Annotated in this window: 14 protein-coding genes and 6 pseudogenes; 3 read left to right on the top strand and 17 right to left on the bottom strand. The window is 61.2% G+C overall.

Annotated elements, in window-relative coordinates:
* Positions 1-229 precede the first annotated feature (229 nt).
* The 7 genes and pseudogenes from MTR64_RS20645 to MTR64_RS20675 form a co-directional block, all read right to left on the bottom strand.
* Positions 230-589, bottom strand: a pseudogene (locus tag MTR64_RS20645) (ATP-binding protein); the annotation flags it as partial.
* 147 nt (positions 590-736) lie between these two features.
* Positions 737-1,213 (bottom strand): annotated as a pseudogene (locus MTR64_RS20650) (IS110 family transposase); the annotation flags it as partial.
* Between the two features lie 287 nt (positions 1,214-1,500).
* On the bottom strand, positions 1,501-2,133 hold the full coding sequence (locus MTR64_RS20655) for a hypothetical protein (protein ID WP_243996434.1): 633 nt from the start codon (positions 2,131-2,133) through the stop codon (positions 1,501-1,503).
* On the bottom strand, positions 2,130-2,846 hold the full coding sequence (locus MTR64_RS20660; RefSeq protein WP_419144974.1) for a HupE/UreJ family protein: 717 nt from the start codon (positions 2,844-2,846) through the stop codon (positions 2,130-2,132). Before MTR64_RS20660 ends, MTR64_RS20655 begins: the two co-directional genes overlap by 4 nt.
* Before the next feature lie 67 nt (positions 2,847-2,913).
* Positions 2,914-3,294: a hypothetical protein gene (locus tag MTR64_RS20665; protein WP_243996435.1), complete on the bottom strand. Its 381-nt coding sequence runs from the start codon at positions 3,292-3,294 to the stop codon at positions 2,914-2,916.
* Positions 3,295-3,325: 31 nt separating this feature from the next.
* The gene (locus tag MTR64_RS20670) at positions 3,326-4,066 is read right to left on the bottom strand and encodes a DUF4198 domain-containing protein (RefSeq protein WP_243996436.1); all 741 of its coding nucleotides are present in this window, start codon (positions 4,064-4,066) and stop codon (positions 3,326-3,328) included.
* A gap of 301 nt (positions 4,067-4,367) precedes the next feature.
* Positions 4,368-4,736 (bottom strand): annotated as a pseudogene (locus tag MTR64_RS20675) (transposase); the annotation flags it as partial.
* 45 nt (positions 4,737-4,781) lie between these two features.
* Between MTR64_RS20675 and MTR64_RS20680 the strand changes: the two are divergent.
* Together MTR64_RS20680 and MTR64_RS20685 are read left to right on the top strand one after the other, a co-directional pair.
* A complete protein-coding gene (locus tag MTR64_RS20680) occupies positions 4,782-5,207 on the top strand; it encodes a hypothetical protein (protein WP_243996447.1) in 426 nt (141 codons plus the stop codon).
* A gap of 8 nt (positions 5,208-5,215) precedes the next feature.
* Positions 5,216-5,485 carry a CopD family protein gene (locus tag MTR64_RS20685; protein ID WP_243996437.1) on the top strand — a complete coding sequence of 90 codons (270 nt, stop codon included), beginning with the start codon at positions 5,216-5,218 and terminating at the stop codon, positions 5,483-5,485.
* Between the two features lie 102 nt (positions 5,486-5,587).
* On the opposite strand, the gene MTR64_RS20690 is transcribed toward MTR64_RS20685, so the two are convergent.
* The 3 genes from MTR64_RS20690 to alr are packed head-to-tail and all read right to left on the bottom strand — an operon-like array spanning position 5,588 to position 8,393.
* On the bottom strand, positions 5,588-5,941 hold the full coding sequence (locus MTR64_RS20690) for a RidA family protein (RefSeq protein WP_243996438.1): 354 nt from the start codon (positions 5,939-5,941) through the stop codon (positions 5,588-5,590).
* A 53-nt stretch (positions 5,942-5,994) separates the two neighbouring features.
* Positions 5,995-7,245 carry a D-amino acid dehydrogenase gene (locus tag MTR64_RS20695; RefSeq protein WP_243996439.1) on the bottom strand — a complete coding sequence of 417 codons (1,251 nt, stop codon included), beginning with the start codon at positions 7,243-7,245 and terminating at the stop codon, positions 5,995-5,997.
* Positions 7,242-8,393, bottom strand: a complete 1,152-nt coding sequence (gene alr, locus MTR64_RS20700) for an alanine racemase (RefSeq protein WP_327194299.1) — start codon at positions 8,391-8,393, stop codon at positions 7,242-7,244. The genes MTR64_RS20695 and alr overlap by 4 nt, the downstream gene beginning before the upstream one ends.
* 93 nt (positions 8,394-8,486) lie before the next feature.
* On the opposite strand from alr, the gene MTR64_RS20705 reads away from it, so the two are divergent.
* A complete protein-coding gene (locus tag MTR64_RS20705) occupies positions 8,487-8,960 on the top strand; it encodes an Lrp/AsnC family transcriptional regulator (protein ID WP_243996440.1) in 474 nt (157 codons plus the stop codon).
* 96 nt (positions 8,961-9,056) lie between these two features.
* Here MTR64_RS20705 and MTR64_RS20710 read toward each other — a convergent pair whose 3' ends face one another.
* The 7 genes and pseudogenes from MTR64_RS20710 to MTR64_RS20740 all read right to left on the bottom strand — a co-directional run bounded on the left by MTR64_RS20710 (position 9,057) and on the right by MTR64_RS20740 (position 15,839).
* Positions 9,057-9,965 carry a copper resistance protein B gene (locus tag MTR64_RS20710; RefSeq protein ID WP_243996441.1) on the bottom strand — a complete coding sequence of 303 codons (909 nt, stop codon included), beginning with the start codon at positions 9,963-9,965 and terminating at the stop codon, positions 9,057-9,059.
* Positions 9,962-10,108 (bottom strand): annotated as a pseudogene (locus MTR64_RS20715) (multicopper oxidase domain-containing protein); the annotation flags it as partial. The pseudogene MTR64_RS20715 and the gene MTR64_RS20710, both read right to left, overlap by 4 nt.
* Before the next feature lie 65 nt (positions 10,109-10,173).
* Positions 10,174-10,407, bottom strand: a pseudogene (locus MTR64_RS20720) (DDE-type integrase/transposase/recombinase); the annotation flags it as partial.
* On the bottom strand, positions 10,383-10,637 hold the full coding sequence (locus MTR64_RS20725; RefSeq protein ID WP_243996442.1) for a hypothetical protein: 255 nt from the start codon (positions 10,635-10,637) through the stop codon (positions 10,383-10,385). The pseudogene MTR64_RS20720 and the gene MTR64_RS20725, both read right to left, overlap by 25 nt.
* Positions 10,638-10,839: 202 nt before the next feature.
* Positions 10,840-12,978 carry a glycosyltransferase gene (locus MTR64_RS20730; RefSeq protein WP_243996443.1) on the bottom strand — a complete coding sequence of 713 codons (2,139 nt, stop codon included), beginning with the start codon at positions 12,976-12,978 and terminating at the stop codon, positions 10,840-10,842.
* 9 nt (positions 12,979-12,987) lie between these two features.
* A complete protein-coding gene (locus MTR64_RS20735) occupies positions 12,988-14,121 on the bottom strand; it encodes an HlyD family secretion protein (protein WP_243996444.1) in 1,134 nt (377 codons plus the stop codon).
* 794 nt (positions 14,122-14,915) lie between these two features.
* Positions 14,916-15,839: pseudogene (locus MTR64_RS20740) on the bottom strand (DUF2493 domain-containing protein).
* Between the last annotated feature and the right edge of the window lie 577 nt (positions 15,840-16,416).

Genomic DNA, 16,416 nt, shown 5'->3' on the forward strand with positions numbered 1-16,416 from the left:
CTGAGTCAAACCGGATAGCCTCCGGAAAACCCGGGGCGCTTCAGTCATCCGCAAACGTGCTCCGCACCCTGGGCGGGGCGCGTTGTGTTCGAGACCGGGCCGCTGTGTCAACGGCGGTCGGATTCCAGGCCAGCATGGCGGAGTAAAAGCAGGCCATTGAGGATGAGCGCGGACGATATGCAAAGGGCCCCGATCGGGGCCCTTTGCATATTTGCCGTTTGACGGCGGGTCAGTCGGCGCTGCCGCCGGGGTTGGCCTGATTTTGCTCCGCCCTGGCAGCGCGGCGGCGGTATGCGGACTGCTTGAGCCGGTAGCTGTCGCCGTTCATGGTGAGGATGCTGACGTGGTGGGTGAGCCGGTCGAGCAGCGCTCCGGTGAGCCGCTCGGATCCGAGAACCTGTGTCCAGTCCTCGAACGGCAGGTTGGAGGTCACAATCGTCGATCCCCGCTCGTAGCGCTGCGAGAAGGTTTCGAACAACAGCTCTGCCCCCGTGGGCGAGAGCGGAACGTAGCCGAGTTCGTCAACGATCAGCAACTTCACGGCGGCAAGGTCGCGCTGCAACTTGAGCAGCCGCTTTTCGTCGCGGGCTGCCGCATCCTCGATCGCCTGGATATATTCGGCGAGTACGATTTGATGGGCAGGATGGGTGAAGCTCTGTGCCGCCAACCATCGAAAATGGGCCCGTGTCCAAGGCGAGCGTCCCGGATAAATCCGGCCATGGCGCAACAGGAATGACTGGAGCTGCTGACGTGATTTCTTCAACGCGTCGTGGGCGCACTCACGGGCGCGGACAAGGTCTCGCACAGCTTCATGGGCTTCGTCCGGAACCCACACAGCAGTCAGCTCGCCGACGCGATGCAGCCGTGCCAGGCTGACTGCATCGCGTCGATTGGTCTTTACCCGATCGCCCGGACGCTTGGGAATAAGGGATGGCGCAACGACCTGGCACTCATGCCCCAGCGCTATGATCTGGCGGTAAAGGTCGTACCCGGTCGGGCCAGCCTCATAGCAGAAGTGAAGACTGGCCCCGCGCTTTGCCAACTTGGCCACCATCGACGAGACCGAGGTCGGTTCGGCTGAGATATCGCCAAAGAAACGGACTTCGCCGTTCCGCTCATTTTCCGCGACCGCAACCGAAATCTTCGCTTTCGATGTATCAAGTCCGATGAAGAGTTCGCTATACTCGTGCATGGTTCGCCCTCGCCTAAGCATGGGGATAGACGCCGGCCCGTCCGGCGTAACCCCCGTTTCCAGCTTACTCCGAGGGCGGGCCAACTTCACCGCACGAACATACGGTCTAGGGGCTACTCACACATCACTCCGGCTTCCTCCCCACCCCGCCTCGCGACGACGCAGTTGCCCTTGGCTAGCGCTTCCGTTCAGCCGGCCCGCAAAGGACTTGCACCTCCAACATCAACGCCATGCCCGGCACACCATGAAGTGCCCGGATTGCAGGTGCATCCGGGCCATTGGGGTTCAGCCAGTCGGCCAGTATGAGCTTATTCGCCCGCCGGCTCAAACAGATCCTTGTAGAAACCGTATGCCTTGAGCGTGATGGTAACCGGCGTCTCGCCGCCATTTCTCCAATACCATCCGTGCGTACCGTCGAACGGAGCGGTGAAGGAGCCCTTCCCATCTGTCATGTTCTTCTGCTTCCAGTAGGTTGTGAATTCGCCATTGGTCGCGCCTAGTGGCTCGCCATGCATGTCCTGGCGAATGGGGCCTGTCGACTTCCACTCGAAGATCAGGTGATCGCCCTTGTTCATATGCGCCTTGATCTCGACGCCGGTATGGGGGGCGAGCGTCAGCGTCTTTTCGTCGCTGCGCATAGCTGCGCGTGCCTCGATGTTGAGCTTGGTTTGATCGGGCACGACAATATCCGAAGACGCTGGCGTGGCGGCGACTTCGGGGCTGTCGCGGTCGTCCTCTTCGGGATTGGCGGCCATGTTGGTCAGGCCAAGGCTTTTGCCCACACCAGTCGGATCGATGCCCCACTCCGCAGGAAGTACAAAGAGCGTCAGGATGGCCGTAGCTGCAACGCCTGCCCAAATGGTCGCCTTGGTCAGCGAGGCTGGCGATGCCGCATATGTGCCATCAAATGTGACGGCGGATTGAGAGACTGCGTTCGTCATACGGTCTGCTCCGTGAAGAAGCCGGCGATCTGGTAGCCGGTGAGGATAAAGCCCGCACTCATGAGAATGGCATTGGCGGCCACCGCGCTGCGGGCGAAGCTGTTGCTGCGGCGCCAGAAGGTCATGGCGATGAGGATGATGCTCAGGGCGATCACCTGGCCCATTTCCACACCGACGTTGAAGCTCACCAGGTTGGCGAACAGCCCGTCGCGCGATGCGATGAGATCCTGCAACTTGGTTGCGAGGCCAAATCCGTGGAAGAAGCCGAATATAAGCACCGCGGCCTTCTGATTGGGCTGGAAACCCAACAGGGTGGGGAAGGCTCCGAGATTGTCCAGCGCCTTGTAGACGACGGAAAGTCCGATAATGGCATCAATGATGAACGGATTGGCGTGGATGTTGAACATAACGCCGGCAATGAGCGTCGTGCTGTGCCCGAGCGCGAAAAGCGTGACGTAAGACCAGATGTCCTTCAACCGGTAGAGAAAGAAGATCACCCCGAAGAGAAACAGCAGGTGATCGTATCCCGTCACCATGTGCTTGGCGCCGAGATAGGTGTAGGGGATGATATTGGCACCAGGGTGAGCCTGGATGTACGCCTTGTCACTCTCGGCAACGCCGTGCGCCATCGCGTCGCCAGCCAAAAGCGTGAGTGAGGCAAACAATGCCGTGAGAGCCCCGCCGGCCACTCGCCAGGAGCGTGGATGAACCATGTCGTTCGCCTTTTCAGGGATGATGATGCGGTGCGCGCGTGCAACAAAGCTCGCGGACGGCGTCACCTCACTTAATGTTGAAGGTCGCGCCGTAGCGAGCGCCGGTCGCCTTATCGACAACCTGCACGCTGACATTGCTGCCAGGGGCAATCTTTACGCCGGGAGCGAAGAACTGGTTGCCCTTACCGGCGGTCATGGGAATGTCAGTGCGCTTGCCTTGAGCCGAAACGCTGAGCTTGGCGGTCATGCCAGAGGCTGCGACAGGCTCGTCTTCATCGATGACGTAGAGCGAGACGCCATTGGGCGTGCGCACGAGTTCGAACAGCGTTTCGCCATTCATTTGAACGACGCCGCCATGCTGAGGCTTGGTGAGGCCGTGAGCATGCGCGGTCGACGCCAGACCACCAACAACTGCCAGGCTGAGCAAAAGGGCATAAGGCTTTGTCATGGAATTTTCTCCTGGTGAGGGGGCGAATAGATTATTCGGGCTTGTGAGCCAGGGCGAAAGACAGCGTCGCGGTGGACTCGATCTGGGTGTAGAGCTTGGGATTATCCGAGGGGCCAACATAGACGGCGCGGACGACGTTGAGCCCCTGGTTGCGTACCGGCATGGTAATTGTACCGTCGGGCCCCGTCATTTTTTCTTCGGCATCGGGATCAGTGATCATGTCGTTGATCATGCGGGCACCCTGCACCGGCTTGCCGTTATAGATCACCTTGTAGGTCAACGGCATTCCCAGGGTCTCCGGGATAGGTCCGACAGGGATGATCTGGAGAACCTGATCGGGCAGAGCCGGGATCGGATTGACCAGTGGTCCCTCGATGCCAACGGCATACTTGACGTTCTTGGTCGAGACAGTGGCCTCGGGCATTTCTGCCAGCGTTTTCTTTTCAAACTCGCCATCGCCAACGCGCGACCAGACACCATAGGGCAGTACCGCAGCGGCGACCGTACATAGCGCATCGGTATCCACGACCACTGCCGGTCCGAAAGCGCGGGCTTGCGCCGCGATCGGCTGGTAGTCGGCGTCATACGCCTTGATGTCTTCCATCAGCGGGAGGCGTTTTACTGTCTCGAGGTCATCCGCACCGATACCGTAGACAATGACGAGTTGCTTGGCGCGCTGTTCGAACCAGATGCCGTGGGCATTTGCCGGGACGCTGACAAACATCAGGCCTACCGGCAGGGCAGCGGCGAGAGAGGCAAGTTTGAGACTCATGAAACTTCTCCGTCTGGTTATCGTTTTTCAGTCGAACTCCAGAGCTCGAGACTATGAACCCGAAACGGCATTTTGTTTGGCAAAGTGGGAAAGCGCAGCACATTGAGGCAAAAATGACAGTCAGACGAGATTTTCGAGGCACCATGAACAATTGCTGATCATCAGGAAGCATTGGCACTATCCACCTCGCCAGACGTCGGTTTCCCGCCGATGAAGCTCAATGTGGGGGGCAACGGCGGTGGAATTCCAGGCCAGCATGGCGGAGAAAGAGCAGCTCCTTTCGAAATCCTCCAGAGACCGCACGAAAGGAGGGCGTTCGCCCGGGCCGCCGCCCATTCCATGGCACTGCCGGGCTAGGAACAAGAGTGCCGCAATCGGTGCGTACGACACCAGCGAGTTTTTCTTCCACATACGAACGCAGAGCGGGGTTCTTGGAAAGTTTCGCTGCCTTGGGCCGAAGAGCAGACCGTTCGGCATGCCACTGCGCGACGGTAGCACGATAGCTCGAACGACCACCTCGAGTAGCTGCATTGCGGCGAACCTCACGCGAGATTGTCGAAGCTGAACGACCAATCCGGCGACCAATCTCACGCAAGCTGTAATTCTGCACCAAAGGCAGCGCGATCTCCTCCCGCTCCGCCAGCGAGAGACACCTTCCCGATAGCGGCTTACCGCATCGGAAAGAAAGGTTCTTGCAGCAACGGCCGTTGGTGCAATGGCAGCGTCGGTCTGGTGGGTGATTGCAAATGTCGCGGCAATGGCCGGGACGCCGGTCGTTCAACTTGACACTGCGACACTCTTCGCCGTTCTCGCAGCCACTCCGCTCGGAATCTTACTGACGGTGCGGTTCGGTGCACTGATCTGCTTTGTCGCCCTGCTGGCTGCCCGAGCACCTCTGCTGATGCTCGTACCCGCTGCCATGGTCGCTCTGGCCAGCGCCGCCTGGGCCGGTCATGCCGGTGCAGGAGAAGGCAACGCCGGCGTAATCCTGCAAGCCAGCGACACGCTGCACCTCGTCGCGGCATCTCTTTGGCTGGGAGCCTTGTTGTCGTTTCTCGCCGATCTGACTGGAAACCCCATTCTTCGGCAATACTGCAGAGCCTTGCCAAGTTCGCACAAATTGGAACAGCCGTTGTCCTGACGCTGTCCGTGACAGGGGCGCTGAACGTCTGGCTCATTTCGGGTGGCCGGATGCCCGGTGGTGACTGGCTGCTCCTGATCGGCCTGAAGGTCATGCTCTTCCTTGCGATGCTTGGATTTGCCACACACAATCGCTGGAGGCTCGTTCCGGCACTGGAAAACGCGCGGCCCGGCACAAGAGAGCGCCTGCTCTGTTCCCTGCTTCTGGAAACGGCCTGCGCAGTGGCTATCCTCGTCGCAGTGGCCTTTGCCGGGTTGCTGGATCCCCATGCAGGATAAGAACAGGGCACAGAATTGCCGATGGATCGGCACCCCTGCGCCCCGGGCATAAGCTTCGTATGCCCGGGCTTCGCTCTGCCCGGGCATACAGGGAAACCGGCCTTATGGCTTCGCCTTGGCCGCGATCACGATGATCTCGACCTTGTAGTCCGGCGTCGCCAGCCTGGCCTCGCCGGTGGCACGCGCAGGAGCGGGATGGTCTGCGACCCAAGCGTCCCACACGGCATTCATCTCGGCAAAGTCGTTCATGTCGGCCAGCCAGATGGTGGCCATCAGCAAGTGGTCCTTGTCGCTGCCGGTCTGGGCCAGCAGTTCCTCGATCTCGGCAAGCGCAGCCCTGGTCTGGGCAGTCGCACTCTCGCCCGGAGCCCCGATCTGGCCGGCGAGGTAGATGGTGTCGCCATGGATGACGGCCTCGCTCATGCGCGGCCCCTGGTCGATGCGGGTAATGGTCATGTCTGCTCCTTCAGGATGGGTCTGCATGTAAATGGTGCCACGGCATTGCGGTATCAGTACCGGCTGATCGCCAGGTCGGCGGTCTCGATGGCCGGTTTCGTTCCGCCGATGATGTCGGCCATGACGTGCGCGGAGCCGCATGCCATCGTCCAGCCCAGCGTCCCGTGGCCGGTATTGAGGAAGAGATTGGGCACTTTCGTCGCGCCGATCACCGGGGTACTGTCGGGCGTCATCGGTCTCAGGCCGCACCAGTAGCTCGCCTTTTCCATGGCCCCGGCGCCGGGGAACAACGTGCCCGCGGAATGTTCCAGCGTCGCCCGTCGAGCCAGCGGAAGGTCGAGATTGAAACCGCTTATCTCAGCCATCCCACCCACGCGGATACGGTCCCCGAGACGCGTGATCGCCACCTTGTAGCTCTCGTCCAGCAGCGTCGAGACCGGCGCGCGGCTCTCGTCGACGATAGGCACCGTAAGCGAATAGCCCTTCACAGGATAGACCGGGAGGCGGATGCCCAGCGGCGCCACGAGTTGCGGGGAGAAGCTGCCCATTGCTACAAGGAAAGTATCAGCGGTAACGGGTCCTCGATCGGTCTCAACCCGCACGATCCTGCCATTCTCCGCGACCAGACGGGAGATGGCTGTGCCGTTGAGGAACGTCACTCCCTTCTCCGCCGCCATAGCCGCGAGGGCATTGGTGAACTTGAAGCAGTCTCCGGTCTCGTCGTTCGGCAGGCGCAGGCCGCCCGCAATCGGAGCCTCGCCGGCAGCAAGACCCGGCTCCACTGCGATGCAGCCGGCCCTGTCGAGGACCTCGAAGGGCACCCCGTCAGCCTTCAGCACGGCCACGTCCTTGCCGATGCCATCGAGCTGCTTCTGTTCACGAAATAGTTGCAGGGTCCCCTGCATGCGCTCGTCATAGGAAATCGCGGTTTCCTTGCGCAGCTCGATCAGGCAGTCCCGGCTGAACTCGGCAAGGCGCACCATGCGGCTCTTGTTGATCGCGTAATCGCGCGCATTGCAGTTGCCGAGCATCGCGGTCAGCCAGCGCAGCATCGCCATGTCCGCATGCGGGCGAAGGATCAGCGGCGCATGCTTCATCATCAGCCAGCGCACGGCCTTCATCGGGATCCCCGGCGCCGCCCAGGGCGATGCGTAGCCCGGCGAAATCTCGCCCGCATTGGCAAAACTGGTTTCGAGCGCCGTGCCGTTCTGGCGGTCGATCACCACCACTTCGTGCCCTGCCCGCGCCAGATACCAGGCCGAGGTAACGCCGATGACGCCGCTGCCAAGAATGGCGATCTTCATGCCGCTTCGCTCCGTTGCGCCGCGACGGGAAGATAGACCCGTTCATAACGGCGGCTCAGTTGGGTGAGGATTTCGTAGGAAATGGTGCCCGCATCGGCCGCCACCTTGTCGATGCCCTGATGGGGACCGAGCAATTCGACGAGCGCGCCGGGGTAAAGATGTTCATCGGGAATGTCGGTCACATCGAGCGTGATGCTGTCCATCGACACGCGGCCAGCGACCGGTACGCGCATGCCCGCGATATAAGCCGCCCCCTTGTTGCCGAGACAGCGCGGCCATCCGTCCGCATAGCCGACCGGGATCGTGGCAATGCGCGTCTCGCGTGCGGTTTGGAAAGTCAGCCCATAGCCTACGCCTGCTCCTGCCGGAATGGTGCGCAGCTGGGCGATGCGCGCCTCCAGCGAGACGACTGCCTGCATCGGATTGGGCCCAGTGCCGGGCGCGCCGCCGTAAAGCGCGATGCCGGCGCGTACGAGATCGAAGCGACTGCGGGCCTGGAACGCGCCGCCACTGTTGTCGAGCGCCAGGGCCATGCCGGGAAACCGCGCGGCAATCCGGCGAAATGCCGCTTCCTGCGCCGCATTGGCCGGATCGGCAGGTTCGTCCCCGCAGGCAAGGTGGCTGATCAGGAAACGCAGGTCGAGGCGGCCGAGCATGGCGGGCTCTGCCAGCAGGCTAGCAAGCTCATCGGAAGGCAGCCCCATGCGCGACATGCCTGTATCGACCTGCAGCACTGCCGGCAGCTGCCGATCGAGCACCGCAGCCTGCGCCGTCCAGCGCTTTATCTGGTCCAGCGAATTGAGTACCGGAATCGCGCCCAGCGCCGCGCAGGCCGCCTCGCCGCCGGGCAGTAGTCCATTGAGAATGTAGACCGGCACGTTGTCCACGTGCGCAATGAGCGCTTCGGCCTCACTCTGCAACGCAACGAAGAGGTGTCGGCAGCCTTCTCTGATCAGGGTGCGGGCGACCTGCACCGCGCCAAGACCATAACCGTCCGCCTTGACCACGCCGCCCACAATCGACGGCGAAACGCGCCCCTGGATCAGCCGGTAGTTTGCGGCAAGCGCAGCGAGGTCGATCGTCAGGCGTGCACCGGCGGTCATAACAAAGCCCCCTTTGCCCGGCACTTCGCAGGGCAGGGCCATCATATCGCACCTCGTGTCAAATAGGCTGCGCATCTTTGCAATATCATGCTATTCCAGTTGGATTATCACATGATCCAACGAGATATTTGCAACGTTATGCCATCTCCGATCGATGATCTCGACCGCGTCATCCTGCGCATTCTGCATATCGATGGCCGCAAGCCTAATGCCGATATCGCGCAGGAAGTGGGCCTCTCCCCGTCCGCATGCCTGAGGCGCATCCGGATGATGGAGGAACGCGGCATCATTCGCGGTTATACCGCCCTCACCGCGCTCGATGACGAGGACCGCGGCGTTGACGTCGTGGTACAGGTCACGCTGGACCGGCAGACAGAAGATTATCTCTCCCGCTTCGAAAGCGCGGTACGCCAGTGCCCCGAAGTGCGCGAGTGCTTCCTCATGACTGGCAGCGTCGATTACTGGCTCCGCCTGCGCACTGAAAGCGTTGCGGCCTATGAAGCCATCCACGGGGAAGTGCTCTCGCGCCTGCCCGGCGTGACGCGCATCAACTCGAGTTTCGCGATGCGCAACGCCCTTCGCCCTGCCCGGTCAAAGCGGTCCACGCGATAGGAATTCCGCCACCGTGATCAAGAGGCCGGCTTGCACCGCCTCTGTTGCCCGTTCAGCAATTCCCTCGTTGAGGGGAATGCTGAACGGGCAACAAGATCAAAACCAGGCGCGCAAACCTGCAACAGCAGCAACTTGCGACCGCTTCTCGCCTACCAGCCTTGCGCGATCGGCCGTACCGCCGAAACTGCCTTCCCAATGCACGCCGATGTACGGGCCGAAGCCGGGCTTCACTTCGTAGCGCAACCTGGCCCCGAATTCGGCGCGTTCAAGTCCGGCGCCTATGCCCAGTTCCGGAACGTCCTGAAGCGCAAGGTTGAGTTCCGCCTCGGGCTCGAGGATGAGTGCCTGCGTGATCCTCTGGTCATAGCTGGCGCCGATGCGGGGGTGGACATCCCCCTTGTTCGAGACGAGCAACTGAGCTTCCACTTCGAACCAGTATGGCGCCAGTCCCTGCAGTCCAATCACGCCGTAGGTCCGCTGCGGGTCCGGTCGCCAATCATGCCGAACGCCCGTTTCAAGGTTGAACCATGGATTGACCGCATGACGCCAGAGCAGCGAAGACTCGATTCGCTCCGCCGCCTCGCCGAAGACACCCGCGCCTTCGCTGGTCACGGCCACCTTGTCATAGTCGTCGCCATACCAGCCCTGCGCCTTCCAGCCGTAGCCGTCCTTACCGTCGACCGCGCGATATTCGAATTCATCCACCAGCAAAGCCGAGACAATCATGCTGCCCGTTGCCATGTGTTCCTCGCGTGCCGCCGCCATGCGCGCAGGATCATTGTAGAGATCGCCGGGATGGTCGGTCGGGACCGGCGGCGCGAGCGCCTCCCCCGGCTGGTCGTCGGCCGCGGCAGAACTGCTCGTTTCCGCCGTAGCCGACATGTCATGTCCCGAATGATCCATACCGCCCATGGCACCCATGTCGTGCCCCTCCTGGCCGAGCGCCGGTATACTTGCCGATGCAAGGAGAAACGCCGCGGCGAGGCGGACAGAGCAGAGCATCATGCCTCTTCTCCTTCGCGGCGAACCGTGACCACGCGCATCATCCCCGTGTGCATGTGCAGCAGCATGTGGCAATGGAAGGCCCAGTCTCCTTCCGCACTGGCAGTGGGGTCGAACGAGACTCTGCCGCCGGGAAGGACATTCACGGGAGGTGTCAGTCCGACGAAAACTGCTCTCCACCGGACGCAAGGGCCCTGGAAAGCGACCCGCCTCAGGCCATGAGGGACTGCCACTCGGCGAGTGCCGCCGAGCGTCGTTCCTTGTAGACTTCCCTGCTGACGAGGTGGCGTTCCTGAGAAAAATGGTTGTGGACCGAGGCGTGAACCGAAGCGAATTTCTGCAGCGACTTCATACGCCGGAAGCGCTGCATAGCCCGTTCTCGTCGTCGGAACGGCAAGTGTGAATTCTCGGCCCGGTTGTTCAGGTACCGGCCAACCTCCCGGCGCGCATCGCTGCAGCAATTCCAGACGCCTCGAGTGCAACCATTTCGCCGCCGCGCAGCGCTAGTGGAATGACCCCGGCGTCACTAACGGCGAGGCCTCCGGAAACGGGCTCTCGCGTGGTCACTTCGCCTACTGGCACCATGACCGGCCCAGTTACACCGGGGTATTTTCCTGCCGGACGAAGGACAGGTAGGGTCTGTCCGATGCCGGCGAGCCCGGTTGTATCGGCCATGACCATTGCGCCACTCTTACCTGCCAGTGGCACGAAGCGTGGCTGCGGGCGGAATGACGCCACCGCCTTTCCGATAGGTAAGTGCTTGGCGTGATCCCTGCTCTGCTATTTTGGGGAGCTGGAAGGATACTGCTGCGCTTCAACCAGTTTTTAGCAAGCGTGCACGCCGAACTTGAGCATCCTGTTCGGTTTCGAGCGTGCCTTAAATTCGTGCCTGTCTAGGCAACACGGTGGCGGCCGTGACGCCAGTGCTAAAATCGTCTCCGCAGCGGTCAGATCGAGCAGCCGGAACGATTACTCGCGTGGCCGGATCGAGCTTGATTTCCGGCTCATGAGGTTCGTGCGCTTGCGGCATACTGAGATCGACGTGCAGGTTAGCCGCCCAGAATCGCTTCACGACCGCAAGGCTGACGGCAAGCGACGAAGGCCTGATTGCATTGGCCTCGATCGGATTCGTGAACAGCATCACGATCAGCCGGTCGCGCGCTTCCTCGGACTGGAAGTCGAAGGTGACACCAAGCCGCCGCCCGCCTCGCATCACCGTCCCCCAGATCATCCCCACGTCAGGTATTACGACCTGCACGCGATCCCCCTTCGTGAACGCGCAGTCCTCCTCGAGTTGCAGTCCCAGACCGTTGGCAGAAATGTCGCCGCGGTCCGACCGCACAGGGGCATGGTCTGCGTTCAGCACGGTAATTCCGCAGCCCGCACGGATATCGAACCGCTCCTCGGCACGCAGCCGCGGCTTTTCCAGGCACAACATGCAGACCATGAGCAGCATGAGCATGTTGAGCACGACCCAGAATGCCACAACTGGCAGGAGCACCATCTGCGATACAATCCGATGTTCCGGGCTCATGTTGATGACAAGGCCTATGAAGTTGAGCGCTATGAGCGTCAGAGCCGCAATCAATATGCCTAGTTCCCAGTTTCCGCCGCCTTTCGCGTCCGAACCCTTGGGCGTCACCTTGAAGATGAGGCCTTTCGGCCGGATGAGCGCCTGGATCGCGACGGGAAGGATGCGAAAGCTCTGGAACATACCCAAAATCTGCGCGGCCAAGGGATAATAGCGGCCCGGAGCCAGGGCTGAGACCCCGCCGAGGAGAGCCCAAACCATGGGCAGGATGTAGCAGAATATGCCGGCCGGATCGACGTTGACCATCGGCAACAGATTGAACAGCAGGAAGATGATCGGCGTCAGCAGCGTGAACATCGTTTGCAGGCCTTGCGTCAGCCATGCTGACGGCAGGAACAGAAAGCGATAGCGCAACTTCAGGTCAGGACCCAGCGGGCCGTGCCGCAGATAGAGGATCTGCATGGCTCCTTGTGCCCATCGCTGGCGCTGCACGAAGAATGCGGCATTGCTTTCGGGTGCCAGGCCATAGGCCAGGGGCTCATTGAGGTAGCGCGTGATATAGCCTTGCCTCAGGCTGGCCAGTGTCAGCAGCATGTCTTCGGTGATCGAACCCTCGGGAAGGCCGCCGCCGATGCCTTCAAACACCGAACGTCGCGTGACCGAGTTGGAGCCGCAGCAAAAGGCAGCGTCCCAGCCATCCCGGCCGGGCATGATCGCCTCGAAGAAGAAACGCTGGTCGTCCGGCATGGCCTGTTGCAGCCCGAGATTGGTCTGCATCGGGTCATGGTTGTAGAAGCTGTGCGGTATCTGAACGATACCGATCCGGTCATCGCGGAAGAAGCCCATGGTGCGCAGCAGGAAATCCCGGCGCGGGATGAAATCGGCATCGAAAACTGCAACGAACGGCGCACCGGTCTGCATCAGAGCATGGTTGATGTTCCCGGCCTTTGCGCCCTTGTTGTTGGGCCTGTTGATGTAGCCAGCGCCCTTTGCGATGCACAGGTCGTGCAGCCATTGGCGCCGCCCGTCATCCAGCACCCACACCTTCTTGTTCGGCCAGTCGATCGCAAGGCAACCAAGGATCGTTTTCTCGAGCACCTCGCGCGGTTCATTGTAGGTGGCGATGAAGACATCCACTTCAGGCAGGCTTTCCGCATCGCGCATCCATTGACCGCGCAGGAATTGCTCACCCTCGTCCGCTTCCGCCGACCGGTTCGTCTGGCGGCTCAGGATGGCGATCAGGATCACCGCATCGAACAGCGACACAAGTTCCACAGTCAGGCAGACAAGCGGCCACCACGTCGCTGACAGGCCTTCTTCCCACGGGATGGTCTCGAATATGCGCCAGCGCAGGTAAAAGACTATTGAGGCCGCAACAGTCGCCCCCAGGCCCAGCCTGGACGGCCAGATCTTGGTGAAGATCAGCATTGCCCCCAGCAGCAGCGCCATCGGCGCATAGGGGGCGGTATAAGCAAGGCCCGGCATGACTGTTCGTCAGCTTGTGCGGCTGAAACGGACTTCCGCGAGACGGCCCACGTCGCATTTTCGGCTCGGATCGAGCTTGTCAGTAGCGGGGGCGGGAAGCGCCACCTCGACCATGATCTCCCTGTCGCCGGGCATGGAATATGTGTTGGCGGCCAGCAAGGTTTCTTCGCGGCGGCCTGCCGCGCCTGTGATGTTGATGACTCGGCCCTTCATCCAGTCGTCGGAGCCTATCAGCCTAACATCCGCGGAAGAACCTGGGCCGATGACCTCCGCCTTATTCTCGGGCAGTGCCACCTGTACGAAACGGCGGCGGCAATCGACGAGGTCGATGACCGGCTCGCCGGCGCGGATCGAGGTGCCTGGGCTGGATCCGAGGGACCAGACAAGTGTCCCGGCCGGAGCCCGGTAACTCGCGCGTGCCTGCGCGTCCTGCAGGCGCTGCTTGGCCTGACGGTATTGCGCTGTCGCATCGTTCAACGCCTTTTCGACCATCTGGCGCTGGAGCATGACGCGATCGGCTTGCTGCACAGCATAGGGAGCATCGTTGTAGCCGTTGGCGATAAAGATACCTCCTTGGGCGGCCTGGGCCGTGATCCCCAGGGACCGGGTTTGCGCCTCCGCGCTGGCACATTCTCCAGCCTTCATGGCCACTGCGGCCTCGGCCTTCTCGAGACCGGCGTTGGAGACGAAGCCCTGTGCGGCAAGCCGCCGGGTCCGCTCCAGCGTTGCGATCTGCTGGGCGCGGTCCGCCTTGCAAGCGCTGAGCGCACCGCGTGCTGCATCGAGATCGTCGCCAAGGCGCGTGCTCATGGCATTGGAAAAGCGGGTCGTGCGGCTTGCCAGATGCGCGGATTGACCATCCAGTTCGGCAAGCTGACGCTGCGCCAGGGCAATCTGGCTCTGAGCGATTTCGGCCTGGGCATTCAGTTCGGCAACATCACCAGTGTCTTCGGAAAGGTCGAGCAGCTTGATGGTTTGCGGACGTGCGAAATACTGGCCTGCATCCGGCAGTGCTGCGACCGTTCCGTCAGTCGCTGCCGTCAGATGGATCAGCGGCGCGTTGATAGCGGCCTGGGTGGAAATGTCGTTGAGGACATAGGGCGCAAAGCCCAGGGTTCCCGCCGCAACGAGAAAGATCGCCAAGCCAACTCTCGCGCTCCGAGAGCGGGCAATATCCTGAAGCCGTGCCAATGAATTAATTCCATCATCGTGACATCGACGCTTCTATGCGAAAACGTTCTAGTTTTTGGTTAACACCGCTTTCACTCCGTTGGCCAAATGCAGCTCAACCTGCCGCGATCACCGAAATGAATGCCCTCGCCAAACTGACACTTCTAACTGAAACGAACCCCGCCAGGCACCTCTGACACGAAAAATGCGGTTCCCCAGCGCTTAGCACCTCGAAAGGCCCTAGGTAGGACCCGCGAATTGCCGGGCCAATGCCCTGCTGTAGCCGCCCAGAGAGGCGCACAGTAGTGATATGCACTCGGGGCGCCCCGCAGGCATCGGTAAGACCGTCCGTTTCTATCAGTTCGAAAGGCAGCTCGCGCCGCAAGCTGCCGATCACTGGGGCGGCGCTGAACGACTGACTCTGGTCGCGACCTGCCGGTTAGCGGACGGACCGCACCTGGGCGCCGGATTTTGACAGCTGAACGACGGCAAAGGGTCGGGCGCGGCAACGTTTTGTCATGCGAGGAAAGCGGCATGCGCCGAACGCAATCAATTTATCATTTTCCGCACTTGCACAAATTTGCTGCAACGCACAAACAGGCCACGCCTTTCAGGCATCCTCTCCCAAAACTTCCAAGCCCGGTCGGAAACGGCCGGGCCTTCTTTTGCTGAATGGACGTGAGGTTTCGGGCTCGCTCCAACAACTACCCTTGTCTGGAAAGCCGGCGACGACACCCGTGTTCCCAGCGGCGCACATTTGAGGAAGTTCATCCCTTCCCGAACTTCCAAACCGGAATGCCAAGCTTTTTGGCTTTGTCGGCAAGATTGTCCTGAATACCGGTACCAGGAAAAGCCAGAACACCAATTGGCAGAACCTCGAGCATCTGATCGTTTCGCCGGAATGGTGCAGCCCGGCCGTGTCTGGCCCAGTCGGGTGCGAACCCAATCTGGGGAACGCCGCGGTGATCGGCCCAGCGCGAAGCGATCTTTTCTGCGCCCTTCGGTGACTTGCCGTGCATCAGGACCATGTCGGGATGCTTGGCATGGACCTGGTCAAGCTTCGCCCAGATCAAATGGTGATCATTGAATTCAAGGCCGCCGGTGAAAGCTATCTTTGAACCTTCAGGCAGCAAGACCTGTTGCTGCGCACGTTTGCGGGCAGCGATGAAATCCCGGCTGTCGATCATCGCCGAGGTGAGGTTGCGGTGATTGACCCTGGAGCCGCTGTGCGGGAGCCATACTTTGCCCAGGCGGCGCTCGTAGTGCTCGCCAGCCTGGTCGCGCATGAGTTCGAAGGCGTCCTGCCTTTCCAGCAGCGTTCGGCCTGCTGCGATCAGCCGTTCCAGTTCGACGGATCGGACTTCGCTACCGTCCTACTCACGCTGTGAGCGGCACTGGGCCTGTTCGTTGTCGTCGAGTTCACGGCTTACCCGCTCGGCTGCGCGATGGAGGATATTGACGGTGGACCAGAGGAGATCGCCGAGATCCGGTTCCAACCGTGTGTCGCCCAGTGTTACGATCAAGGCATCGAAGATGTCGGCGATAGCGCCTGCGAGCAAGTTGCCTTCGGGCAGCGGCCGCGGGTCCGGTTCGTCTTCGAAGGGACGATAGCCGTGTAATTGCAGTTCGGTCAGCACGTGGTCCGTCGGGCAAGTTGTACCGTCAGCTTCATAATCGTTCGACTGCCTCATGGGATGCTCCATCGCATTTGGCCGCACTTCTTGCGGCCTTCGTGGCGATGAAAGCCATCGGGCCGACCGGACTGGCACCCGGAGCGAAAGCGACGGGCCGAAGCGCTCAGCGAAGGACCGAAGGCGGCGACTATTTTGTTTCGCGATGGCAAAGCGCTCCAATGAGGAGCGCGCCGGAAAATAGTCGCCGCCCAGGTTGACCGGCCGGGCGACCTGATGGCCTATCGCCCTCTCGAAGGCGGGAGTGCGGCACCCATCCGAAGCGGAGCATTGGTCGAGGCGGTTTTCGTTGAAGGGGCTACATGCGACTCTTGCCGTCAGGGCAGCGGTGCCAGGAAATATGAAACGTCTTGTGAGGTCATCTGAACTCGTAAACGCTCCCGGATCATGCCGATGCCAAGACACCTCAAGTCGTCGTTAAAATCGTCCAGTACAGGTGACAACGCTATGACCTCGACACCGGTCTGCTCGCCCCTTTCCCGGAGCGTTGCGAACGCTCCGTCACCTGCCGGATCGGCGTCACGGGCGACATTGTCCGTCGTCAGAACATTTGGCGCAGGTCGCAGCTTAGATTAGC

Source organism: Novosphingobium album (ex Hu et al. 2023) (assembly GCF_022832385.1).
GTDB lineage: Bacteria > Pseudomonadota > Alphaproteobacteria > Sphingomonadales > Sphingomonadaceae > Novosphingobium > Novosphingobium album.